Source organism: Algibacter agarivorans (assembly GCF_039543245.1).
GTDB classification, from domain to species: Bacteria; Bacteroidota; Bacteroidia; order Flavobacteriales; family Flavobacteriaceae; genus Algibacter_G; species Algibacter_G agarivorans.
This window is the reverse complement of sequence record NZ_BAABJJ010000004.1, coordinates 84,083-110,148: the sequence shown is the minus strand read 5'-3', so window position 1 is coordinate 110,148 and position 26,066 is coordinate 84,083. Positions and strand designations below refer to the sequence as shown.

The 26,066-nt window shown below is 32.4% G+C and carries 18 protein-coding genes; 10 read left to right on the top strand and 8 right to left on the bottom strand.

Translation table 11 applies throughout. From position 1 onward, the window contains the following. Positions 1-11 precede the first annotated feature (11 nt). On the bottom strand, positions 12-1,109 hold the full coding sequence (locus ABD935_RS02005; protein WP_345189866.1) for an N-acetylmuramoyl-L-alanine amidase family protein: 1,098 nt from the start codon (positions 1,107-1,109) through the stop codon (positions 12-14). Between the two features lie 177 nt (positions 1,110-1,286). On the opposite strand from ABD935_RS02005, the gene ABD935_RS02000 reads away from it, so the two are divergent. Both ABD935_RS02000 and ABD935_RS01995 read left to right on the top strand, forming a co-directional pair. Further along, complete coding sequence (locus tag ABD935_RS02000; RefSeq protein ID WP_345189865.1) at positions 1,287-4,037, top strand: putative LPS assembly protein LptD; 2,751 nt, start codon at positions 1,287-1,289, stop codon at positions 4,035-4,037. A 98-nt stretch (positions 4,038-4,135) separates the two neighbouring features. Beyond that, the gene (locus ABD935_RS01995; protein WP_345189864.1) at positions 4,136-4,516 is read left to right on the top strand and encodes a Rid family detoxifying hydrolase; all 381 of its coding nucleotides are present in this window, start codon (positions 4,136-4,138) and stop codon (positions 4,514-4,516) included. A gap of 11 nt (positions 4,517-4,527) precedes the next feature. Here the strand turns inward: ABD935_RS01995 and ABD935_RS01990 are convergent, their stop codons facing one another. Further along, positions 4,528-5,937 (bottom strand): response regulator, encoded by a 1,410-nt coding sequence (locus tag ABD935_RS01990; protein ID WP_345189863.1) that lies wholly within the window; start codon positions 5,935-5,937, stop codon positions 4,528-4,530. A gap of 134 nt (positions 5,938-6,071) precedes the next feature. Here ABD935_RS01990 and ABD935_RS01985 point away from each other — a divergent pair, with 134 nt between their 5' ends. Next, entirely contained in the window at positions 6,072-7,112 is a 1,041-nt protein-coding gene (locus ABD935_RS01985; RefSeq protein ID WP_345189862.1) for a GMP reductase, read from the top strand. A gap of 184 nt (positions 7,113-7,296) precedes the next feature. Here ABD935_RS01985 and ABD935_RS01980 read toward each other — a convergent pair whose 3' ends face one another. The 5 genes from ABD935_RS01980 to ABD935_RS01960 form a co-directional block, all read right to left on the bottom strand. After that, the gene (locus tag ABD935_RS01980; RefSeq protein WP_345189861.1) at positions 7,297-8,520 is read right to left on the bottom strand and encodes an ATP-binding cassette domain-containing protein; all 1,224 of its coding nucleotides are present in this window, start codon (positions 8,518-8,520) and stop codon (positions 7,297-7,299) included. A 24-nt stretch (positions 8,521-8,544) separates the two neighbouring features. Then, positions 8,545-9,405, bottom strand: a complete 861-nt coding sequence (locus tag ABD935_RS01975; protein ID WP_345189860.1) for an N-acetylglucosamine kinase — start codon at positions 9,403-9,405, stop codon at positions 8,545-8,547. An 85-nt stretch (positions 9,406-9,490) separates the two neighbouring features. After that, complete coding sequence (gap, locus tag ABD935_RS01970; RefSeq protein ID WP_345189859.1) at positions 9,491-10,495, bottom strand: type I glyceraldehyde-3-phosphate dehydrogenase; 1,005 nt, start codon at positions 10,493-10,495, stop codon at positions 9,491-9,493. Positions 10,496-10,512: 17 nt separating this feature from the next. Continuing rightward, positions 10,513-11,499 carry a 6-phosphofructokinase gene (gene pfkA, locus ABD935_RS01965; RefSeq protein WP_345189858.1) on the bottom strand — a complete coding sequence of 329 codons (987 nt, stop codon included), beginning with the start codon at positions 11,497-11,499 and terminating at the stop codon, positions 10,513-10,515. A gap of 143 nt (positions 11,500-11,642) precedes the next feature. After that, on the bottom strand, positions 11,643-16,031 hold the full coding sequence (locus ABD935_RS01960; protein ID WP_345189856.1) for a translocation/assembly module TamB domain-containing protein: 4,389 nt from the start codon (positions 16,029-16,031) through the stop codon (positions 11,643-11,645). Between the two features lie 165 nt (positions 16,032-16,196). On the opposite strand from ABD935_RS01960, the gene tsaD reads away from it, so the two are divergent. The 7 genes from tsaD to ABD935_RS01925 all read left to right on the top strand — a co-directional run bounded on the left by tsaD (position 16,197) and on the right by ABD935_RS01925 (position 22,465). Continuing rightward, on the top strand, positions 16,197-17,219 hold the full coding sequence (tsaD, locus tag ABD935_RS01955) for a tRNA (adenosine(37)-N6)-threonylcarbamoyltransferase complex transferase subunit TsaD (protein ID WP_345189855.1): 1,023 nt from the start codon (positions 16,197-16,199) through the stop codon (positions 17,217-17,219). Positions 17,220-17,580: 361 nt separating this feature from the next. Next, a complete protein-coding gene (locus ABD935_RS01950; protein ID WP_345189853.1) occupies positions 17,581-18,219 on the top strand; it encodes a peptidylprolyl isomerase in 639 nt (212 codons plus the stop codon). Beyond that, positions 18,219-18,938, top strand: a complete 720-nt coding sequence (locus ABD935_RS01945; RefSeq protein WP_345189851.1) for a 16S rRNA (uracil(1498)-N(3))-methyltransferase — start codon at positions 18,219-18,221, stop codon at positions 18,936-18,938. The genes ABD935_RS01950 and ABD935_RS01945 overlap by 1 nt, the downstream gene beginning before the upstream one ends. 14 nt (positions 18,939-18,952) lie before the next feature. Then, positions 18,953-19,594 (top strand): DUF4159 domain-containing protein, encoded by a 642-nt coding sequence (locus ABD935_RS01940; protein ID WP_345189850.1) that lies wholly within the window; start codon positions 18,953-18,955, stop codon positions 19,592-19,594. A gap of 69 nt (positions 19,595-19,663) precedes the next feature. Next, entirely contained in the window at positions 19,664-20,164 is a 501-nt protein-coding gene (locus ABD935_RS01935; RefSeq protein WP_345189848.1) for a TrmH family RNA methyltransferase, read from the top strand. Positions 20,165-20,185: 21 nt separating this feature from the next. Next, positions 20,186-21,274: an AI-2E family transporter gene (locus ABD935_RS01930; protein ID WP_345189847.1), complete on the top strand. Its 1,089-nt coding sequence runs from the start codon at positions 20,186-20,188 to the stop codon at positions 21,272-21,274. Positions 21,275-21,283: 9 nt separating this feature from the next. After that, entirely contained in the window at positions 21,284-22,465 is a 1,182-nt protein-coding gene (locus ABD935_RS01925) for a class I SAM-dependent methyltransferase (protein ID WP_345189846.1), read from the top strand. Between the two features lie 248 nt (positions 22,466-22,713). On the opposite strand, the gene lacZ is transcribed toward ABD935_RS01925, so the two are convergent. Then, complete coding sequence (gene lacZ, locus ABD935_RS01920; RefSeq protein WP_345189844.1) at positions 22,714-25,941, bottom strand: beta-galactosidase, LacZ type; 3,228 nt, start codon at positions 25,939-25,941, stop codon at positions 22,714-22,716. Between the last annotated feature and the right edge of the window lie 125 nt (positions 25,942-26,066).

Below are 26,066 nucleotides of genomic sequence, written 5' to 3'. Positions count from 1 at the left end.
AAAGAACAGGTCTAATTAGCTGTTGATTTTAAAGCATCAATTAACGCTATTTTTTTACCTGCTTTAAAAGCTACTATAAAACTAGAGGAATAGCCTTTGTTTCTTGCCTCTTGCTCTAAGACTTTTGTTTCCTCATAACTATTTGTAGAACCATAGAAATATTTATAGAGATTACCTTCTTTTAATCGTGAAATCGTTTTTAGTCCTTTAAAATTATAAGATTTTGTTTCCAATGCTTTGGAACTTGCTGCTATTTGCACTTTAAAGGTTATATCGCTTGTAACGGTTTCTTTTTTGTTTTCAACCTCATCAATAGTCGTATAGTTTCCAACATTTTTTTCTATGCTCATTTTATATTCCAAAATAGCATTCTTGATTGCCATTGACATTTCGCTTTGACCCTTTTTGGAATTCAAGTAAGCGCCTTCTTTTTTATTCGTTAAAAACCCAAGTTCTACCAAAACACTGGGCATTACGGTTTGATGTAAAACGATGAAACCCGCTTGTTTAACCTTTCTGTTTTTACGTTTTAATGTATTCGCAAAATTATTCTGAATTAAGCCAGCTAACTGTATACTTTGATCTAAGTATTCTTCTTGACTTAAAAGAATACTCATGACAGATTCTGGTGAGTTCGGATCAAAACCTGCGTAGTTTTTCTCATAATCCTCCTCCATAAAAATTACGGAGTTCTCCTTTTTAGCAACCTCAAAATTAGTTTTATTCCTATGCGTTCCTAAAACAAAGGTTCCTGCTCCATAGGCTTGACTGGTATGGGAATCGCAATGAATCGAAACGAACAAGTCTGCATTAGCCTTGTTGGCAATTTTTCCTCTCACAAATAAATCAATAAAAACATCTGTTTTACGTGTATAGACAACTTTTATATTTGGGTTCTTCTCAAGTTGTTTTCCAACTGCTAAAACAATTTTTAACGCAATAATTTTTTCTCGATAACCATTTCCTAAATTCCCAGGATCTTTCCCTCCATGACCAGCATCTAAAACCACTACAAATTTTTTAGTAGAAACTTGTTCTGTATTTACAAAAGAAGAAAGTGTTAATACTATTATAAAAGATACGAAAAGTAATATGTTGTTCGTTTTCATCAGGTAAATTCTTTTTTTTAATCGATTTTAAGTGACATCTGTTTAGGCATCATTCTTGATAAAAAGCCCTCGATATTGATGTTTCTTAAAGGACTTTAACGACTAAAAAACTCGGTTTATTTTAATTTTAAATTTTTAATTGAATATTAAATCAATCACAGAAAAATATATGTAATTTTGGCTTTTCAAAAACCGAGCCATACTTTTACAAAAATACATTTAAAAGCGTTGCACACAAACAACTTTAAAATACTTTTTGCATTAAGTTTTACAGTGTTTATTAACACGTTAAGCTTCGCTCAAGACATCCCTAAAAAGGGAAAAGTTATTGACCGAAGTATTAAAGATAGCTTAATAATTGAAACTGATAGTATTTCTTTTCCTGAACTATCAAAAAAACAACAAGATTCTACTTTAACAGATTCCATTCCCCCTGAAAAAGACCTTTTAGAGCATATAGTTAAATACCACGCTACAGATTACAGTAGGTTCAGTCAAAAAAAGCAAAAGCTTTATTTATATAATGAAGCCAAGATTGATTATGGCGATATGAACATAACCGCTGGCGACATTACTATTGACTACATAAAAAACACGGTTTACGCAAAAGGGATTACTGATTCTATTGAAGGTTATACTCAAAAACCTGTTTTTACACAAGGTAGTAATATTGTTGAACCAGATTCTATTATTTTTAATACTGAAACCCAAAAGGCACTTATATATAATTCTAAAACAGAACAGGGAGAAGGTACTGTAATTGCCCAAATAACTAAGAAGGAAAATGATTCGGTTTACTTTTTAAAGAATGCAAAATATACCACTGCCGAAAACCTTGATGATCCTGAATATTACATAAAACTCAGAAAGGCAAAAATTGTTCCTGGAAAAAAAATTGTAACGGGTTTAGCAAACCTTTTTATTTATGATGTACCCACACCTTTAGGCCTACCTTTTGGTTTTTTTCCGCAAAGTGAAAAGCAAACTTCTGGAGTTATCATTCCTACTTTTGGCGAACAAAACGACAGAGGTTATTTTTTACAAAATGGAGGATATTACTTTGCTATTAGCGATTATATAGATTTAGCCGTTTTAGGTGATTATTACACCAATGGCAGTTATGGCACACGTTTAGAAAGCACCTACTCCAAGCGTTATAGATTTAGAGGTAATGTTGGTTTTAGATATGAAAACCTGATTACAAGCGAACGTGGTTTTCCTGATTATGCCAGAAGTACTATCTATAATTTACGCTGGTCGCACAGCCAAGATTCCAAAGCTAGCCCTAGTTCGCGTTTTTCAGCTTCGGTTAACTTAGGTAGTAGCACATACTACCGTAGCTCTGTTAATCAAATAAATTCTGGTGCTTTTTTAAATAACACGCTATCATCTTCGGTGTCCTATTCAAAAACATTTCAGGGAGAACCACAGGTTAATTACAGTGTAACTGCAACGCATTCTCAAAACACAAATACCGAAACCATAAACATGACACTTCCAACGTTTCAAGGTAGTGTAGGCAGAATGTACCCATTTGCTTCCAAAACAGGTTCAAAAAAAGGGATTATTCAAAATATCAATTTACAGTATAATATCCGTGGGGAAAACAGAATTCAGACTACAGATTCTTTGTTCTTTAAAAAAGAAATGTTTGAAGATGCTAAAGCAGGTTTTCAGCACACTATTCCGCTAAGCACCAACTTTAAAGTATTCAAATATTTTAGTTTGAGCGCGAGCACTAATTTTAATGAAGTATGGACATTTAAAACAATTAATAGGTCTTTTGACCCTATTGAAAGAGAAGCCGTAACCGAGGATGTCAACGGATTTGACTCCTATAGAACCTATAATTTCAGTACTAGTTTAGGAACCACTATATATGGTATGTTTAATTTTGAAAAAGAAGGTACAGACAATAAAATAAAAGCCATTCGGCATGTTATTAGACCATCAATAAGCTATAATATCAACCCTGCTTTTGACAAATATTATGATTCTTATGAAGTTGTCAGTGCTGATGGCTTAACCACTACCGATGTTGAATATAGCCGATTTGAACAAGGTGTTTTTGGAACTCCAAATAAAAATTTTTCTAGTTCTATGGGAATTTCAGTGTCCAATAATCTTGAAGCCAAAGTGAGAGATAGAGATAGTACGGCCACTGAACCTAAAAAAATCATTTTATTAAATAACTTAAACTTTTCAACCTCTTATAATTTTGCTGGTGATTCTTTACAATGGAGTCCTGTTAGAATGAGCGGTGGCACTCAGCTATTTAAGAATAAAATGAGTGTGAATTTTGGTGCTACTTTAGACCCTTATGCTCTGGACAATAATAACAAAAAAATAGATAAATTCAATATTAATAATGGTGGAAGTCTTTTTAGGTTAACAAGTGCAAATTTGACAACAAGCTGGTCTTTAGCTAGTAAAAAAGGTGACAAAAAAGACGATAAGAAGGATAGTAGTATACAAGAAAATTTACGCAGTGGTGGTCGTGACGACGATTTATTTGGTGTATCTGAAGACTTTGCTAATCAGCAAATACGAGGAGGCGAAGACAAAGAACAAACGCCAAGTGAATTGTATAACTATAAAATACCTTGGAGCTTAAGGATTGCTTATGCCGTAAACTACTCAAACTCGAGGCGGCAAAATGAAATATCATCGCATTCGCTTATGTTTTCTGGTGATATTGAATTATCCGAAAAATGGTCTTTTGGAGCCTCTTCCGGTTATGATCTAAAAAATGCGGGATTCACCTATACACAACTGCGTTTTGAGCGTGACTTACTAAGTTGGCGTATGAATTTTAGCTGGGTACCTTTTAGTACTAGAAGTTCTTGGAATTTCTTTATTGGAATAAAATCCAGTATTTTGAAAGACCTTAAATATGAAAAGCGCAGGCAACCAGACATTACATTATAAAAATTAAATAAAAAGACCACGATTCTTTTTGTATCAATGAAATCAAGAGATTTCTTTTAAGTAATACCAGAATTTGCAAAAAATGAAAATTTAATATCATGAAAACAATAATTACTACTAAAAATGCTCCTGCTCCCATTGGTCCATATAATCAAGCGGTTTTAACAGGAAATACATTATATACTTCTGGTCAAATTGCTTTTAATCCTGAAACTGGACAGCTTATTTTAGATGATATAAAAACGGAAACCGGGCAAGTTATGCAGAATTTAAAAGCTGTTTTAGAAGCGGCAGATATGACTTTTGAACATGTAGTAAAATCTTCAATTTTTATAAGTAACATGGACGATTTCATACAAATAAATGACGTTTATGGTAGTTATTTTGACGATGCTAATGCTCCAGCCCGTGAAACCGTTCAGGTTGCAAAACTACCCAAAAATGTAAACGTGGAAATTAGCATGATTGCTGTTAAATAAAATTAAGGAAGCTATGTTGAAGTATCTGTTTTGGAATACTTAACAAGTAGCTCTTTTAGCCTAACAACTTCAATAGGTTTAGCTAAAAAATCATCTATCCCAGCACGTTTTGCGCTCTCGATATCCTCCTCAAAAGCACTGGCCGAGACTGCAATAATTGGCGTATTACTAGCTGAATATTTTTTGGTTTCTTTAATGTGCTTTGTTGCTTGATACCCATCCATATCTGGCATATAAATGTCCATAAAAACCATATCGAAATCTAATATCTTATACAATTCAACAGCTTCTAATCCATTTTTAGCAAACGTACAATCTGCACCTTGTCGTTCTAACAAAAACTTAATTACCTTCTGATTCATTCTATTATCCTCGGCAACCAGAACATTAAACTTATTTAATAAAATAGGGTTAAATGCTTCTTCTTCAGTTTTAATATTTAACGTTTTTTTCAGTTGCAAACTAAAATAAAATGTAGAGCCTTCATTTTCTTTACTCTCTAATTTCAACTCACCTCCCATAAACTTAACCAATTGATGAGAAATAGAAAGTCCAATGCCCCCGCCTCTATAATCTCGCATCATACTGGTACTATAGGATACTTCAGAATCATTAAAAATCCGTTTTACTTCTTCAGGTTTCATGCCAACACCTGTATCTTTGATGTAAAACGTTATAATTTGGTCATCATCAATACCAACAGTCTGATCAACGATAACCGATATTTTGCCTGAGTTTGTAAACTTAATGGCGTTATTAATTAAATTGATTAGTACTTGCTGAATTCTTGCTGTATCGCCTAAAACCAAAAATTTGTCTTTTTCTTCAGACAGGAATTTATAATCAAACTCCAGTCCTTTTTCCCATGCTTGGTATTCAAAAACCTTGAAAAGTCTAGATAAATCGGATTTTAAATCAATAGTTAATAAGTCTAATTTTAAATTTCCTGCATCAACCTCAGCATTATCCGTAACCATATTAACCAATTGCAACAAATGTTTTGAAGAATATTCAGCTATTTCAACTTGTGCTTTTTGATCACCAGTTAATTCCGTTTGCTTTAGCATATTCAACATGCCTAATACCGTGCTTAAAGGCGTTCTAACCTCATAACTCATATTAGATAAATAAATAGACTTATGCTCTGCCAGTTTTTCAGAAGCTTCCAATTTGTGCTGCATTTCATCAATTCTAAGTCTATGACTGTTTTTTATAACATCATTTTTTAATTGATTTTTCAAGAAAAACTGTAAGGCAAAAACTTGTATAATGGCAAGAATAAATAAAAATATTGCGGCTGTTTCAGTATAAATTTTCTTCTCTAGAAATAAATATCCGATAGCGAGAATAGCCCCAATTGATATGAAGATAAAAAAAGACAATTTATTTTTTACTTTAACAGATTTTGGGATAAGTGGCATCTACAAAGTTCGTTTTAACAAACTTATCTATAATTATACTATTTAACAAAACTATTATAGCTTATTAAATTTTATAATTCCTTTGAATTTGATTAAATTTAAAATTGGAAAAACCGCATAAATTATATTAATATATGAGAATAGAATACGATATAAAATTAGGGTTTAAAGATGTCATGATTCGCCCAAAGCGTTCAACCTTAAAAAGTCGGTCCGAAGTAAATTTAGAGCGTGATTTTAAATTTTTGCACAGTCCATTCATATGGAGAGGCATTCCTATTATGGCAGCAAACATGGATACTGTTGGTACTTTTGAAATGGCTAAAGCGTTGTCTGAAAAAAAGTTATTTACCGCCATCCATAAACATTATAGCACAGAAGATTGGAATGTATTTTCTTCCAATATCCCTAAAGACATTGAAAACAATATTGCAGTAAGTATAGGTATTGGGGAAAACGATTCTGAAAAACTGGCGCATATTTTTAAATTCAATCCTTTTCTGAAATTCATATGTATAGATGTGGCCAATGGTTATTCTGAACATTTTGCAAATTTTGTAAAGCACACTAGAGACCAATATCCTGACAAAGTAATTATTGCGGGTAACGTGGTAACTGGAGAAATGGTAGAAGAGCTATTACTCTCTGGAGCAGATATTGTTAAAGTTGGAATTGGTCCTGGTTCTGTGTGTACAACGCGTGTTAAAACTGGTGTTGGCTACCCTCAACTTTCTGCTATTATTGAATGTGCTGATGCTGCTCATGGTTTAGGCGGGCAAATAATTAGTGATGGCGGTTGCTCAACACCTGGAGATATTGCTAAAGCCTTTGGTGCTGGAGCAGATTTTGTTATGCTTGGAGGTATGCTCGCTGGACATGATGAAAGCGGTGGCGAAATCATAAAGAAAAACGGAGAACCTTATAGAAAATTTTATGGTATGAGTTCATCAACTGCCATGGAGAAACATGCAGGCGGTGTTGCGGATTATAGGGCGAGTGAAGGAAAAACTGTTGAAGTCCCATATAAAGGATCTGTTGAAAACTCATTACAAGAAATTTTAGGCGGCTTAAGAAGTACTTGCACCTATGTAGGGGCTTCTAGGCTAAAGGAACTAACAAAACGGACCACATTTATTAGAGTTAACGAGCAAGAAAACAGAGTTTACAACTCTTAACACATGCCTGACTTCAACTATAATATATATATGATTTTACAGATAAATTATTGTAACTGTATTGGATATTTTAAAACAAACATAAGAGGGCTTTGTTATCCCAAAAACTGCTGGTTGTTTATTTCTCAAAATTAATTTTTGTTATGTACTTAGAAAAAATATCCTATTCCATATATATGACAATTTATAAAACCTTTTTACCAATTGACCCATTACTACCAGAGGTTAATTGATAAATAAATTCAGGTTTTAGATTTTTTTCTTTTCTATGCGAAACATATAAAATAGCGGTATTACTTTCCGATGCAATTTTATTTATCAACCCAGAAAACAATTTAGCATCAACATCATCAAGTCCATTTGTTGGTTCATCTAAAATAAGCAATGGCGGTTGTTTAACCATAGCTCGGGCGATTAACACCAAACGCTGATGCCCAATAGATAATGACAAAAAATTACTTTTTCTAATATCGAACATATCCAAAACATACAACCATTGTTGAGCTATTTTAATTTGCGCATGTGTTGGCATTTTATATAAACCTATAGTATCATAAAATCCAGAAACAATCATATTTCCAATAGAGTCCGAGCGTTTAAAACCTCTTAATATTTCAGATGAAAAATAGCCTACCTTTTCCTTTATATCCCAAATACTTTCACCACTCCCCTTTTTTATTCCAAACAATGTAATGTCTTGTCCGTAAGCTTTTGGGTTATCTCCTGATATTAAGGATAAAAGCGTGCTTTTTCCAGAACCATTAGAGCCTATTAATTGCCAAAACTCACCAGATTTAATCTCCCAACAAATATTATTCACAATAGTTCTTTCATTGTATGCAATGGTAACATTATTAAAACACACAAGAGGATTAACAGGGGTACTAGCTATTTTATAAGGTTGCGGAAGTGCTTCAACAAACCTTTTACTTTCTGTTATCTCAGATTCATCAATGTTTTTAATAGGAAAAAATTCACCTTCTTGCACTTGAAATATGTCATTTATAAAAGATAAAATATCAGCTTTTCGATTTGTAATCTGAACTATTGAGATTTCTTTACTTAAATGCTCTAATGTCTTTTCAATGTAGCTTTGTGCGGTAATATCTAAATTTCCAAAAACATTATCTACAATAATGTATTCTGGATTTTGGGAAATAATATGGTTTAATAATGCTTTTTTTCGCTCGCCCTCTGAAGACTTTTGCAAGCTATTTTTAGTTTCGGTAACCACATCAAAGTGTCCATGATGAATTTCTTCTGCTATAAATTTATTTAAAGTTATTTCAGAAAAAAGAGCACCTTTTAAATTGGAAAGCGTACTAATAAATTGCCCAGATATAATGCGCTCAATAAGTGCTTGCTTATTGTCTTTATTAGAAATGTAAACCGCTAGGTGTTTGTCCAAATATTAATATTTGAAATATGAAATCTATAAATCTTTTGTATGAAAACCTACTAAACCATCAATAGGTCTGCGCTCAAAATTACCTACTTTAAAGCCCATTTCTTCAGCAACTTCTTTGATTTCCTTTTGCGAGAAATATGCAATCGAACCTGCAAAATGTACTGGAACAGTTTTAAGCTCTTCTTTATATTGCATAATCATATTAGTAGCGAATAAACGAATGCCTTTCTTAATAAGGTTTATGGTATATTCTGAATCTTTATGCAAAAACATAAATTCAGCAAAATTTGCTAGATAGGCGTTTGGGTTAGGCTGTTTATATAAATTGTACTTAATATAATCAGGCTCCATATTATATTTACTTCCAAAAGCTATTTTAACATTTTCAGGCATGTTATTGAAGTAATAATCTCTAATGAGTTGTTTCCCATAATAATTACCAGAAGCATCGTCCATAAGTGTGTATCCCAAAGATTTAACACGCTGATGTAAATTTTCACCATCATAATAACTACAATTGGAACCTGTACCCATAATACAAACTACAGCAGCTTCTTTTGGATGATTGATTGTAGCGTATACGGCAGCCAATGTATCTTCGTTTACTTCAACTTTGGCGTTAGGAAATACATCTTCTAGCACCTCTTTTAACATCATTCTTGGATTTTCCGTACCACAACCGGCACCATAGAAAAACACATGAGTAACTTTATCGCTATTATTCTTTAAATCCTTACTTTTTCTAATTAATTTATAGAGTTTCTTTTCTGATAAAATTGCCGGATTAAGACCTTTAGTACGAATCTTTTCAAGTAATTTATTTCCGTTATTATCTACTGCAATCCAATCAGATTTTGTAGAACCACTATCAACAATTAAAATCATAAGTATAAGGATATAAAAAAACTCCACAGACTACTGTGCCTATAACACAATAACTCTATGGAGTTATTATTAGTAATTTAAATTTTTATTTTACTGACGCAATGTGTTGTGCCAAATCTACTAATTTAGTTGAATAACCAAACTCATTATCATACCAAGATACTAATTTAACAAAACCATCATTTAATGCCATACTTGCGTTAGCATCAAAAGTACTCGTTTTTGGTTCAGATACGAAATCTTGAGATACTACCCCTTCTTCAGTATATCCTAAAACACCAGCTAATTCTCCTTCAGAAGCTTCTTTTAAAGCAGCTTTAATTTCAGCCCAAGGCGCTGGTTTTTCCAAACGACATGTTAAATCTACTACAGATACATCAACAGTTGGTACTCTAAAAGCCATACCTGTTAATTTTCCGTTTAATTCAGGAATAACTTTTCCTACTGCTTTTGCAGCTCCTGTAGATGCCGGTACGATGTTATTTAAAGATGCACGACCTAATCTGTAATCTTTTTTAGATGGTCCATCAACAGTAAATTGAGTTGCTGTTGCAGCATGAACTGTAGTCATCAATCCTTCAGCAATTCCGAATTTATCGTTAATTACTTTAGCAAGTGGTGCTAAACAGTTTGTAGTACAAGATGCATTAGATACAATAGTATCAGCAGCGGTAACATTTTTATGATTTACACCCATTACAAACATTGGTGCATCAGCAGATGGCGCAGAAATAGCAACCTTTTTAGCTCCAGCAGTAATATGTTTTTGGGCACCTTCTAAGTTTGTAAAGATACCAGTACAATCTAAAACAACTTCTGCTCCAACAGCATCCCATTTTAAATCTTCTGGGTTACGCTCAGCAGTAATTCTGATTTCATTACCATTGACAACCAAGTTTCCATTGTTTGTTGAAATAGTTCCATCAAACTGTCCGTGAACAGAGTCATATTTTAATAAGTAAGCTAAGTGCTCTACATCCAACAAATCATTAATTCCTACTACTTGTATATCAGGTCTTGAAGCTGCTACTCTAAAAGCTATTCTACCTATTCTACCAAATCCGTTAATTCCAATTTTTAATTTTGACATAATCGTGTTTATAAATGTTAAGTGCTCATGATATCTGAGACACGCAATAATTCTAAGTTTATTTTTGTTTTTCCTTTAATGGCATTATCTAATGGTGTAAGTTCCATTTTTCCGTTTAATAAGCCAACCATATAATTGGTTTGCCCATTTAACATGGACTCAACGGCTTTAACTCCCATTCTACTTGCTAAAACTCTATCAAAGCATGAAGGACTTCCTCCGCGTTGCATATGACCAAGAACTGATACTCTTACATCATAATCTTCCATGTTTTCATCAACATAGTCCTTAAGCTCAAAAATGTTTTTACCAATTTTATCACCTTCAGCTACAATGACTATACTTGAGGATTTTCCAGATTTTCTACTTTTGTTTAAGGACTCTACTAATCTATCTAAGCCTAAATCTTCCTCTGGTATTAAAATCTCTTCTGCTCCACCAGCTATACCAGTGTTTAAAGCTATATGACCAACATCACGTCCCATAACCTCGATAAAAAATAAACGGTTATGTGAACTTGCAGTATCACGAATTTTATCAATAGCATCAACTACCGTATTAAGTGCCGTATCAAAACCTAAAGTATGAGAAGTTCCTACTATATCATTATCTATAGTACCAGGAATACCCATTACTGGGAAACCAAATTCTTGATTAAAAATAAGTGCTCCGGTAAATGAACCATCACCACCAATAACTATTAATCCTTCAATCTCGGCTTCAATTAAACTCTGAAATGCTTTTTGTCGTCCTTCAACAGTTCTAAATTCTTTAGAACGTGCAGATTTCAATATAGTTCCACCTTTATTAATGATACCTTTTACGCTTCTGGCATCCATCTCGTTAAAATCTCCTTCAATCAAGCCTTCATAACCGCGATAAACTCCTATACATTTTATATTATGGTACGCACAAGCTCTAACTACAGAACGAATGGCTGCATTCATTCCTGGAGAATCGCCTCCCGATGTTAAAACTGCTAATTTTTTTATTGTTTTTGGCATTAAATATTCTAATTTAAATGGTAAAATTACTAAACAAAACCCACATATCTATAGCATTTACAGTAAATTACTGTGACTTCTAAAACTATAACGTTTTAGTTGATAAAAAAATCGTGCCGGATTAAAAAATTAATAAAAAAGGGCTAATTTTCTGATGATGACTTAATAGAAATATATTCTGGTAATGCATTTCCATCTCCGTTTTCTGTTTTTCCCAAGACCTGTTCTTCCTCTTTTTTAGATTTTTTAAAGAGTTTTTGGAGAAGTTCCTTAAACGTATCAAAATCTACATTATAAGACAGTCCCACTCCTTGAGTATAACCTATTTGCTCACCAAAATTTTGAATACTATTTTCTCGATTGAATACTTTGGCTGTAAGCGTACCTTCTTCATTTAAAAGAAAATCTATTTCCACATCGCCTGCAATAACAGTTTCTGTAGCGCCACCTACCGGAACACCTACCTTACCGTTAATTAGTACGCGGTCGCTAATTTGAGTTTGTAGCGTTACGCCAAACCTATCATCTGTTTGATAGTCCGGTCTGTTTTGTCCCGCTTCATAATTTAAACCAATATTAAGTTTACTATCAGCACTAGTAAAAATACCATTAATTATCCCATTAAGTCGTTCTGCAATGGTTCCTGAAAAATTGACTTCGTTTAAGCCTCTAGAAAAGGAGCCAGTAGATATTAAATATAGAGCTTGATTTTGTTTATCTTCATCAGACTCCAATCTATATTGAAGCTCTGATTTTATAGTTGAACTTACATTAGGAAACTCAAAACTAAATTCAGGCTTTGGTTGTTCTAAATCGCCTCTTATAGCAATATTCAATTCTACAGGAATACTCCTGTTTATGGGATTGTCTAGCAAAGGTGATGGATTTGCTTGCGTTTTATATATGGCCAACATGTCTATTTGGGCTTTTAAAGGGTCGCCTTCCCACGCAATAGTACCACCTGGCTGAACCGTAAATTCTTTTTGAATAATACCACCATAAGCGAAATTATAAACCCCTTCGAATACCGCAAAATCCCCCCACATATCAAACTTTCCATTAGTGTTAATTTCAACTAACAAACCGCCTATACCTCGTCCTTTTAATGAATGCCCTGTGTTTTTATCAATAATAATTTCCACTTCGGCATCTTCAGTAACATCTAATTCGAAATCTAGTTCTAATCCTCTTATTTCTTCAAAAACAACTTCAGCACCTTCTTTTCTCGCTTCTTTTTCTTCTTTGGTTATAAAATGGATAAACGAATTATCGCCAAAGGATTCAGCATCGCTCAACGGAATTTTAAACACTGTGCCTCGCTTTGTTTCCCCCACCACACTAATAACTAATTGGTCTGTTGGTCCAGATATTCTAGCCCTTCCGCCAATAAAACCAGTACCATAATACAATGATTCTTCAGACTCTTTGGTGTCTAAAACCAATAAACGTGAGGTAGATAAATCTAAATCTAATCCCCACTTTGAAAAATTAACATGACTCAAGTCGCCATTTAACTCGCCTTTAGAATTATATTTGGTATCCGTTAACTTAATATTATTAAAAATAAAGCTTTGTTTTTTTAGTGTTACCGATGCTTTATTATTGAAATCAAAATCGACATTAAGATACGGAATACCCAATCCGCCTTTATTGATTATTAGATTACCATTAATGTCTGGACGTCTTAAATCGCCAACCACTTTAACATCACCAGTAACATCTCCTCGAATATTACTCAAAACGCCAGCTAGCAATGGATTTAGGGGAAATAAATTAAAGTTATTAAAATCTAATGCGACATCTATTGTGGACTGTTTTCTTGAAACATCTATATCACCTTTGGCACTAAAGGATTTTAAAAAATCATCCTTAATAGTAGCGTCTACTTTGTAATTAGTAAGGGATTTATTACCTGTTATTGTAGCATCAAAAGAACCTAACAAGAAATCATTTACTTTAAAATCATCAATAACAATCGTTGAGTTTGGAAGATACGTACCGTTTTGCTGAAGCAGATCCAACTTACCATTTACGTTTCCTGCCAATGCTAAACTATCAATATCTGGTGTGATTTTAGCTAAATCAACATTAGTAAAATTCAGTTTTATATCTTTTTGCGTAGAGTCATTTATAAAACCAGAGAGCTTAATTTCTTCATTATTATGATTAATCCTAAACTTATCAATATTAAAGTTTGTTAGCTTTTTATTGAAGGCAATTTTATGAAACTTATCCTGGTTTTCATTAATGTTCCATTTGTTATCCTTAATAGTAACATCAGACTGTTTGAAACCAATTACAGATTCGCTTTTTTCATTTATAGTATGGTAAAAGCTTAAATTATAACTATCATCATTTCGCTTACCGCCATTAAATTCAGAACGCATAAACAGCGTGTCGTTTACGGTAACATTAATTAAATTGAATTTAGAAATGTTATAATATTTGGTGTTTAAACTATCAATCTCAACGTATGTATTAAATACGGGGTTACTATTATCGACTTGCAGTTCAATATCATTAGCAAAATAGTCTAACAGTTTTATTTTTGGCGATTTAAAGGTCAACTTGAATTTTTCTTCATCGCTTTCAACACGCCCTCTTATGTATGTGTTTGCACCAACTTCTATCTCTGGGTAAACCACTTCTACAATTTTATTATAAATTTTAAAATTAAAATCTATACTTTGGTTGGTTTCGACATTATGCGGTATGTAATTGGTATATATATGTCCGATAGAATTTTCAAATAGCTTCTTTAAATCTTTGAATAAGAAACGTCCTTTTAAATTGCCTTCAATAATATCTGGTGAGTTAAATTCAATAAATCTAATGTCCTTTTCAAATCTAGAGGACACATTAAATCTATCAAAATAGTAGGTGTCATGTTCATTTTTATAAACCGTATTATTGAAGGTTATTTTTCCGTAAGCATCATCTAAATTACTACTGTTCATATTCATTCTAACCTTACTCTTGAAAATCGAAATACTATCTTTTTTTACAAAATTTAGTATGTTTAAATTAGCATAATCAACAACAGCCTCAAAATCATACTTTCTTATAGCTTCTGAAAAATCTATTAATCCTGTAAAATTTAGATTTAGGTTTTTATCGTTTACAATTAGGTTTCCGTCAAAAATTCTATTTTTAACATTACCTGCTACTTTTAAGTTTTTATAATTATACTTATTGTATTCAATTTCGAAAACATCACCTTTTACTTTGGTATCAATCTTTTCATTGGTAAACCCTTTACCATTAACATCAAAATTTAATGATGCATTACCAACATTAGGATCATTTAAGAACGTTCCGAAATCAAACGCTTTAAAAACGATATTCCCTTTGTAATCTGCATTATCAATATCATTAATCTTGTTTATTTCTAAGTTGGAATCAACAAAACCTAAATCTGTATCTATTTCAATATTTGCAATAACTTTAGATGATGTTACTTGAGAGTTACCTACAATTGTAAACTTCCCTACCCTATCAAATGAAGTTGGTATGGCTTCACCTAAAACATTTGGCAACAAGGCTTTTAAATCTTTATAAGTAGAAGATAAATTCCTGAATTTACCATTCATATAGAAGTTGTCAGCTTCTTTATTAAATAGGTTTTTAAATTTAATATCACCATAAACCTTGGTATTGGCACTTGTAGTTAACTTTAAATTATTGGTTTGCAAATCATTTAAAGTTCCTGAAGCATCTACACTAAACTTTGCAGATTGATTTACTCCAAATTCATTATAAAATGTATTGAGTTCATCAAGCTGAACATTGGAGTCTTTAAAGCTTGCGGTTACAAAAACCTTGTCTACAAAATATTTCAAATCTTCTCTCATATAAGAGAACTTTAAATCACCATTTAAAATTGAATTTGGTGTTTTTATTTGAAGATTTCCAAAAGTCATATCTGTTAAAGTATAACTAAAATCGGTCATCAAATTTTTCACCTTTACACCTCTGCTATCTTTAAAAGCTAACGTGTTTATCCTAGCACTCACATCACTTCCACTAATTAAAAAATTGGTAGCGTTAATGTTTAAGTCCTTAAAATGAAGGACTTTTACTGTTTCTTTATTCTCATTAGATAATTTGAAAACACTATTATAAATGGATACATCACTAGAGGACAGTAAAAATTTACTTTTCCCTGTTCTAGGGTTATCATTTTCAAATCTATCTACAAAAACATCGAGGTTTGTCTCGGTTTCTCCGTGATATGTTTTAATGTTAAATAAGAGGTTTTCAATATCAATATCACCAAAAATTAGTTTTCCTTTATATAAATTTCCAAAACTTAAAATAGAAGTATTAAGTTCTGTGATACTTATGAGTGTGTCTTTTTTATAATCTTCAATGTATATGTTTTTAATCTCTACATCGCCATTAAATTGCAGGCTAACTTTACTGATGTTGATGTTGGTATTAAAACCTTCGTTTAGTTTTCTTGTAGCGTATTTTCCAAGTCCAGTTTGAACAGCAGGGATAGATAGTATCAACACCAAAATGATGAATAACATGAGTAGGATACCCACTATTTTTGATAGTATTTTAAGAAATTTTTTGATGCCCTTAAAGTTACAACTTAATTAAGAATAAACTACTTTTGTAATTACGAGTAAAAGTAACGATTGAGATGTTTATTCGCTTTCAAAATTAACAATTATTGTGCCTAATTTTTATTAATGTCTTCACAAAATATTTATATCCTAGGAATTGAGTCCTCTTGCGATGATACCGCTGCTTCTGTAATACACAACGGGCGTATTTTAAGTAATGTTGTAGCTACTCAAAAAATACACGAAGCCTATGGTGGTGTTGTGCCAGAACTAGCTTCAAGAGCACATCAACAAAACATAGTCCCTGTAGTACACCAAGCTCTTGAAAAAGCAAATATTACTAAAGAACAACTTAACGCTATTGCGTTTACCAGAGGACCTGGATTAATGGGGAGTTTATTGGTAGGAACGTCTTTTGCTAAATCTTTGGCCTACGGATTACATATTCCTTTAATAGATGTTAACCACATGCAAGCGCACATTTTAGCACATTTTATAGATGAAGAAGGCTTTAACAAACCGCCTTTTCCGTTTTTAGCCATGACTATTTCTGGTGGCCACACACAGATTGTTAGAGTGGACAATTATTTTGACATGAAAGTTATTGGGGAAACCATTGACGATGCCGTTGGTGAAGCTTTTGACAAAAGCGGAAAAATTCTAGGCTTAGGATATCCCGCGGGTCCTGAAATTGATAAACGTGCCAAATTAGGCAATCCAAAGGCATTTCAATTTACGAAGCCTAAAGTAGAAGGTTTAAATTTTAGCTTTTCAGGGTTTAAAACAGCCGTGTTATATTTTGTTCAGCGTGAAGTAAAAGCAAATCCTAATTTTATATCAAAAAACTTAAATGATATATGTGCGTCAATTCAATACACTATTATTGGTATTTTGATTGATAAATTGAAACTAGCAACCAAAGAAACCGGCATCAACCACATTGCAATTGGTGGAGGCGTTTCTGCTAATTCTGGTATACGGCAAGCGTTAAAAGATGGTGAGCAAAAATTTGGTTGGACCACCTATGTGCCTAAATTTGAATTTACTACAGATAATGCTGCTATGATAGCCATTGTTGGTTATTTAAAATATTTAGAAGCAGATTTTGCTGAACAAGATGTTGTGGCTTCGGCGCGGTTAAAAATATGAATTCAGTCGCAGTATTCAGTCTCAATAAATATGATTGAAGCTTTTAAAATTATTGAAATGGTAAGGGCTGCCGCATTAAAAATATTTAGCCACGAATGTTACTAATATTAACTAATATTTGAAAAATCTCAAGTTTTTTTTATTCGTTCTAATTTGTGTATTCGTGGCTAAAAATGGGACTATTGACTTTAACTCGTATGCCCTTTAGAAACAGTATTATAGTTGTTTCTATAACTTGATATATCTCAAATAAAATCATAAAACCAAAGTTATAAACAACAGCTTCTTAAAAACTTATTTCAGCTTCATCAATATTACCCACGAATACTTTTAAATTTGAAACTGAATTAAAAACCTCATTATGCTTAAACAATTACTTGTTTTATTTTTCATTTGTATCACATCTTTATTAACCGCTCAAAACAAAGATGAAGAAGCACTCAATGTTATTGAAACCTCCGAGCAAGCCCGTTTATTTCTTAAAACCAAATCTTCAAAAGAGAATAAAATATTCACTTTCAATGAAGAAAAGCACAAAACAGATTTAGCAAAAGCTTTATTTGAATTAGAAAAAGGCAATATTAAATCTATAAGAACAGAACGCGATAAAACCTTTTACAAAGTATTAGAAAAAAGCAGCAAACCTTATTTTAGAGTATCTTACATTTTTTTAGATGGTGCTAAATACTCCCTAGAAAGTATAAATAAACTTAGAGAAACACTCATTGAAAAACACAATAATGGTTCGCCCTTTAGTTTTTTAGCAAAACAATATTCCATGGACCATAATGCCAATAGAGGTGGAGATACTGGCTGGTTTACAGATGGTGAGATGCTAACCGATTTTGAAAATATAGTAATTTCCGAACATCATGAACTAGAAGCTATTTATACTATAGATATCCCTTCAAAAAATTGGTATTATCTTGTTTTACAATCGCATGAACCTAAAGATATTTCAGAAATAAAAGTTTTAAAAATTGTAGAAACAGCCAAATAATGCAACTATTTTATAATTCGGAACTCACAGAAAACACCTTGCAATTTTCTTTTAATAAAGAAGAAAGTAAGCACATTGTTAAAGTACTTCGGAAAACCCTTGGCGATACATTACACATAACCAATGGCAAAGGCTGGCTGTTTACTGCCGAAATTTCTATACCAAACATCAATAAATGTATTGCTAATATAGTTTCTAAAACACTACAACCTAAACACAATTATAATTTACATTTGGCGGTTGCACCAACAAAAATGAATGACCGCTACGAATGGTTTTTAGAAAAAGCTACCGAAATTGGTGTTGATAGCATCACACCTATAATTTGTGATCATAGTGAACGTAAGTTCATTAAGCATGAACGTTTTGAGCGTATTATACAATCAGCTATGAAACAATCTTTAAGCTGCTGTCTTCCAAAATTAAATGAAGCTATAAACTTTAAAGACTTTATAAAACAAGGTTTTACGGGCGATTTGTTTATAGCACACTGCGAAGAAACTGATAGAAAATCTTTAAAACAAGCGTTGAAACCAAAAACGGACGTTACCATTTTAATAGGTCCAGAAGGCGATTTTTCTGTTAAAGAAATTGAAATGGCCGTTCAAAATAATTTTATTCCCGTAACTTTGGGAGAAACCAGATTACGCACAGAAACTGCAGCTATTGTTGCTTGCCATTCCGTGGCATTTGTAAACGAAGTCCATAATGGGCAATAATTTATTTAAAAAATATGAAGCTTATTTTTTCTGCTTTCTTTTTTCTCTTCTCTATTTTAATATTTAGCCAAGATTTAGCCATTTTAAAATATAAAGGTGGTGGCGATTGGTACGGCAACCCAACCGCTTTAACAAATCTTATTTCTTTTTGCAACGAAAACATTAATACCAAAATAAACCCAAAACCACAAACGGTTGAAGTTGGCAGCCCAGATATTTTTCAGTTTCCTATGTTACACATGACCGGGCATGGTAATGTTTATTTTAGTGAGACCGATATTGAAAACTTAAAGAACTACTTATTTTCTGGTGGATTTTTACATATTGATGACAATTATGGCATGGAACCATATATTACAAAAGCACTTAAAAAAGTGTTTCCAGATAAAGATTTGATAGAATTACCAACGAATCATGCTATTTTCAATAGTGTTTATAAATTTTCAAACGGGTTACCTAAAATACATGAACATGATGGTAAGCGCCCACAAGCTTTTGGTATTTTTCATGAAGACAGACTAATTTTATTGTTTACTTTTGAAAGCGATCTAGGTGATGGCTGGGAAGACCCCGAAGTCCATAACGACCCGCAAGACATTAGGTTGAAAGCACTTAAAATGGGTGCCAATATTGTTAAATATGCGTTTGAGAATTGAATATCTCGCAAAGATGCTAAGTCGCAATGAAAGAACTGCTAACTGCTACTGAATACTCTAATTAAAAAGATGCAACTCACACACTACAATACTGCTTTTCAGTCTAAAACCTTCCCAATAACATTAGTTTGCGATAATGTTACCAATGCCCCGAACATAGGCAGCCTATTTAGAATTGCTGATGCCTTTGGAATTGAAAAACTCATCCTTTGTGGTGAAAATATTCAGTTAGGACGGAAAATGTCAAAAACCTCAAGAGCAACAGAAAAAACAGTTAATCATGAAATTCATGAAACTGCATCAGAAGTCGTTGAACATTTAAAATCTAAAAATTATCAAATTATTTCGCTCGAAATAACGACCTTAAGTAAACCTATACATACGTTTACATTTTCAACAGAAAGCCCCATTGCTTTAATTATTGGTGATGAGAATTTTGGTGTTTCAGAACACATTCTTAATCAATCTAATGCCGTAATTCATATTGATATGTTCGGTCAAAATAGTAGTATGAATGTGGTACAAGCAACCAATATTGCATTATATGAAATGACCAAACAACTTTTATAAACAGTTTTATATATTTACTACATGAATTCTAACATCATTTCTAACGGTATTTTAAAAGCTGTAGGCATTATATTGGGCATTGCCTTAACACTTTTCTTTTTATACCAAATTCAAGCTGTAATTGGCTATATAGCTATTGCTGCAGTAATTTCATTAATTGGAAGACCTATTGTTTTATTCTTAGAACGCAGATTAAAATTTAAGAATACCATTGCGGTTATAGTGTCCATGGCGCTTTTACTTGGTGTTTTTGTTGGACTAGTCGGGTTGTTTATTCCATTAGTTATAAAACAGGGTCAAAATTTGTCACTGTTAAATATTGAAGAACTTCAAACTAATATTGAAAATTTATATAGCGAAATAATAACCTATTTTGATTTACACCAAATAGATGTAGAGCAGTCTTTAAAAGAATCTAACTTACTTTCAAAGATAGATTTCTCATTAATACCAGATTTTTTAAACTCGGTAGTTAGTGGACTCGGAAGTTTTAGCATTGCATTGTTTTCGGTATTATTCATATCCTTTTTCTTTTTAAAAGACAGCCGATTATTTGAAAACGGTCTTTTAACTTTTATACCAGATAACAAAGAGTCACGTTGGAAAAATTCTTCAACAAAAATCAAGGATCTACTCTCCAGATATTTTGTTGGCCTTATTTTTCAAATTTTGATTTTATTTATTATTTACACCATAGGGCTTTTAATTATAGGTGTTGAAAACGCAATAGTAATAGCTTTTTTATGTGCTTTACTAAATCTCATACCTTATGTTGGTCCTTTAATTGGTGCGTTTTTAATGCTTATGCTTACCATGACGAGCAATCTTGGAGAATCTTTTAGCCTTGTTATTCTACCTAAAACATTCTGGGTTTTTATAGTCTTTATGATTGGGCAATTGGTTGATAATTTTGGAAGCCAGCCTATTATATTCTCAAAAAGTGTAAAATCACATCCGCTTGAAATTTTCTTAGTGATTTTGATTACTGGTATTTTATTTGGAGTCATTGGCTTAATCATAGCCATACCAGCTTACACGGCTATTAAAGTTATTTTGAAGGAATTTTTATCCGAAAACAAAATTGTTAAAAAACTAACTAAAGGTTTATAAACTTAATTTTTGAATAAGACTATTTTAAATATTGACATTCAAGAATTTATAAATTTGAATTTGAATTCTGATGTTAATACTTTATTGTTAAAAGGAACGAGATTTGATGCCGTTGAGACTAAAGAAATCATAGAACAAATTGAAGCAAAAAAGCGTTGTGAAAAAAAATTACCAACATGGTTTACAAGTAAAAACATATATTATCCCAATAAATTAAATATTGAACAAACCTCATCAGAAACTACAGCACAATATAAATCTGAGCTAATAAGTGGCCAATCCATCATTGATTTAACAGGAGGTTTTGGTGTGGATTGTTTTTACTTTTCTAAACAGTTTAAGACTGTTACCCATTGCGAGATAAATGAATCGTTATCTAAAATTGTTAAGCACAACTACAAACAATTAGGCGCTCATAATATTGAAACCATTAAAACTGATGGTATTGAATATTTAAAAACTTCAGGCAAAAAATATGATTGGATTTACGTTGACCCCTCTCGTAGACACGATAGTAAAGGCAAAGTATTCTTTTTAAATGATTGTTTGCCAAATATTCCAGAGCAATTAAATTTAATCTTAAAAAAAACGAATAACATTTTAATTAAAACGTCTCCTTTATTGGACATATCTATTGGTATTGGCGAATTAAAACATGTTAAAACCATTCATATAGTTGCTGTTAACAACGAGGTAAAAGAATTACTTTGGGTTTTAGAAAACGGTTATAATGATGTTGTTACTATTGAGACCGTTAATATCAAAAAAGAAACCAACGACTATTTCAAGTTTTCAATTGAAAATGAAAAACAAATAGAATCAAAATACAGCAAACCGCTCACCTATTTATACGAACCTAATAGCGCCATTTTAAAATCTGGCGCATTTCATTCTATATCTTATCAGTTAAATGTTTTTAAAATTCACAGACACTCTCATTTATATACTAGTAATCTATTAATTGATTTTCCTGGTAGGATTTTTAAAATTGAAAGCATTGTACCTTATAACAAAAAAGAGTTAAAGAAACTAGGTATTAAAAAAGCAAACATAACCACGAGAAATTTTCCTGAATCTGTCCAAAATATCAGAAAAAAATTCAACATTAAAGATGGTGGTTCTAACTATTTGTTTTTTACGACAGATTTAAATAATAATAAGATTATTATATCAACTTTCAAGCTAGAATAAAATTTGACAATAGTTTATTCTATGTATTCTTATAAACCCCTTAAAGCTGAGAATATCGTTATTCATTTCACCTACTAATTGATATTTTTTTGGAGCTTTTAAATACAGATTAAAATTTTATACACAACAAAAAACCAGAACAAATAAATGCTCTGGCTTAGTTTTATTTAAAACCTGTCAACCTATTTTTAGACGACTCAGGTTCTTTATTTTTCAAAATAATGTCATCTACTTAACCAAACCTATGGTTATTTTTCAACCGGAATCAAAGTATAGGTATATTTGTAATCTCCTGGTTTTACCCTAAACTGTTCATGTGGCTCTGCTCTAAACGACCAGGTATTGTCGCCTCCAACGCCCATTTGAACAAGATCTATATTAACGGTTAAAGCATCACGATCAACTAACTCGTTGGTATGTTTGGCAGCTTCAATATTATAAGTGCTATAAGGTAGCACACTAAAGTTTAAAGGCACTTCACCTTTAACCATAAGCCCTTTTCCTGAGGCATTTTGAACTTTAAACCAATGCGTATCCATATGGTTTCCATATTCTTCAGGAAATACATAGCCATAACTCATAGTATTTACATCCCCTTTATAAACACCAACAAAAGCTCCTGTTTGTCTGTCTTGATAATTGGCCTGTGGCCCTTTTCCAAAATAGGTTACATTTTTATATTGATTTGAAACATCAAACTGCATGCCTATTTTTGGGATATTCGGAGCACTTTGATCTATATGGTTTGTATAATCAACCTGAATTTGACCATTTCCAAAAATCGAATATACCAATGAAACTGATGTTTTAGGGTTTTCAATTTTGCCATCAATTTTTATCATGACTTCACCCATATTTTCATAATTTATCGAAGTGTTTTCAACCTTAAACCGATCTCCTGCTTTCATCCAATTGCGTTCATTAGTTTGTTTTTTGCTCTTTCTATAAGCTGCATCATTTTCTGTTTCTGGTCTCCAAAAATTAAGTTTTAAAGGGCTTTTAAAAAACTCTCTCCCTTTAAATTTATATGAAGAGAGAAGGCCTGTATTTTTATCAATTTCAACATGCATTGACTTATTGTTTACTGTAATTTTATCTGAAGTTTCATTAACAACTAACGATGGGTTTTTTACAATTTTCTCGTTTGATTTCTTAATTTCAAAAGGCAATTTGAATTGTTCTTCAAAAACAACATAGCCCTTATTTGCCCATAAATTGGTGGTTTTAAGTTTTCCTTGAATATTAATAAAATACAAATCGCCAGATTTTGTTTTCGGTGTTTTAAAAGGAATTTTAATTTTATCTTTTTTATAAGGTTTAGTTACCAAAGGCTCTAAAACTCCAGATTGCACCTCTACCCCATTTTTTGATAATACCCAAACCAAATCATACTTTGACAAATCGATAGCATGATGACGATTTAAAATTTCAAATTCACCATTTAAACTATTGATTTCTGAAATAACAGCTGGTTGATTTACTTTTTTACATTCGTAAATCTCCGGTTTTGGTGTTCTATCAGAAGCTATAATGCCATTAATACAGAAACTTCCATTATTTGGTTTGTCTCCAAAATCGCCACCATAGGCCAAAAATTCTGTGCCATCTTCATCCTTTTTTACTATACCTTGATCTATCCAATCCCAAATATAGCCCCCTAAAGCTCTATCATTTTTATAAATAACATCCCAATAGGTTTGCATATTTCCTACTGAATTTCCCATAGCATGTGCATACTCGCACATAAGCACTGGTCGTTTATCAAAACTGGTATCATCAATTAAACTTTGCAATTCATGGGCTTGCGGATACATTCTACTTAACATATCCACCCATTTAGGGTCTGTTGGATTACCTTTTCCAAGTTGAAAGTAACTCTTTTTATAGCGTGCATCAGTGGCATCTCCTTGCGCTCCTTCATAATGAATATATCTTGTAGGATCCATCTCCTTAATCCAACCTGACATAGCGGCATGATTTGCTCCCATACCGGACTCATTACCTAATGACCACATGACTATACTCGGATGGTTTTTATCACGCTCCACCATACGCACCCCACGTTCCAGAAAGGCATTGGACCATTCTGGCACATTAGATAGTTTACCACGAGTACCATGGGTTTCTAAATTGGCTTCGTCCATAACGTAAATTCCGTATGTATCACACAAATCATAGAAATAAGGATCGTTAGGATAATGTGACGTTCGCACTGCATTAAAGTTGAATTGTTTTAAGAGTTTTACGTCGGCTTCCATATCTGCCCTAGAAACAGATTTTCCGTTTTTCATGTGGTGATCATGGCGATTAACACCTATCATTTTCACAGGATTTCCGTTTACCAAAAATCGTCCACGTTCGTCAATTTTTAACTCCCTAAACCCAACTTTAGCATTTGTATATTGAACTGCGTTACCTTTATTATCTTTAAGTGTAAATAATAAGGTATATAAATAAGGACTATCTGCCGACCATTTTTCAGGAGCTTTTACTTTAGATTCAATTAAACCAAAAGATACATTATCGCGTTGCGGATAAATTTCTCCAAAATACTTTTTAAGATTTGTATTTATTACTTCCCCAAATGCATTGCCATTAGCATCAAGCAATTGTGTGCTTAAAATCCAATCATCCACTTTCGTGTTTAACGGCGCATCTCCAAAATGACCTACTTTTTCAATATATCTATCGGCAATATTCGCAATGAATTCCGGGCGTATTTGCAAAAGTGCATCTTCATAATTTTCATCTAATTCAGTTCTAATTGTAAAATCTGACAATCTTACTTTAGGAACAGCCTGTAAGTATACTTCGCGCTCAATGCCGCTCATTCTCCAATGGTCTTGCGCTTCTAAATAACTACCATCACACCAACGATATACTTTAACCGCTATTTTATTATTGCCTTCTTTAATATGTTTGGTGATATCAAATTCCGATGGCAATCTGGTATCTTCGCTATAACCAACAAACGCACCATTTACCCAAACATAAAATGCCGAAGACACACCTCCGAAGTGAAGAATGACATCTTTATTGCTCCATGATTTATCTACTTCAAAAGATTTTATATAATGCCCAACTGGATTATCGTGCTTGTTAATATATGGGAAATCACTAAAAAAAGGATAGGTAGAATTAGTATAAATGGGGGTGCCATAACCACGCATTTCCCAGTTTGATGGCACATCTATAACATCCCATTTTGAAGCATCAAAACTTGTTTTCTGAAAATCCTTAGAAGCCTCAGCTGGTTTTGCTACCCAATTAAATTGCCAATCGCCATTTAGTGATTTAAACAATAACGACTTTTCTCGTATGTTTTCCTTAGCTTGTTCTACATCCTCATAAGAATAAAAAGTAGCACATGCCTGTAATCTGTTAATTTGGTTTACATACGGATTTTCCCAATCATTTTGTTGTGCAACAAAAGCAATTGGGATTAAAAAAAGCAATAAGAAAATTTGGTTTTTCATGTATCTGGATTCAATATTAAAGTAAATGCGAAATTTATAATTTATAACAAATTATTAAGCTACAAATGAATATTAAATGACAACATATGTTTTAAATCCAATTTATATTATGATAAAAAAGATTT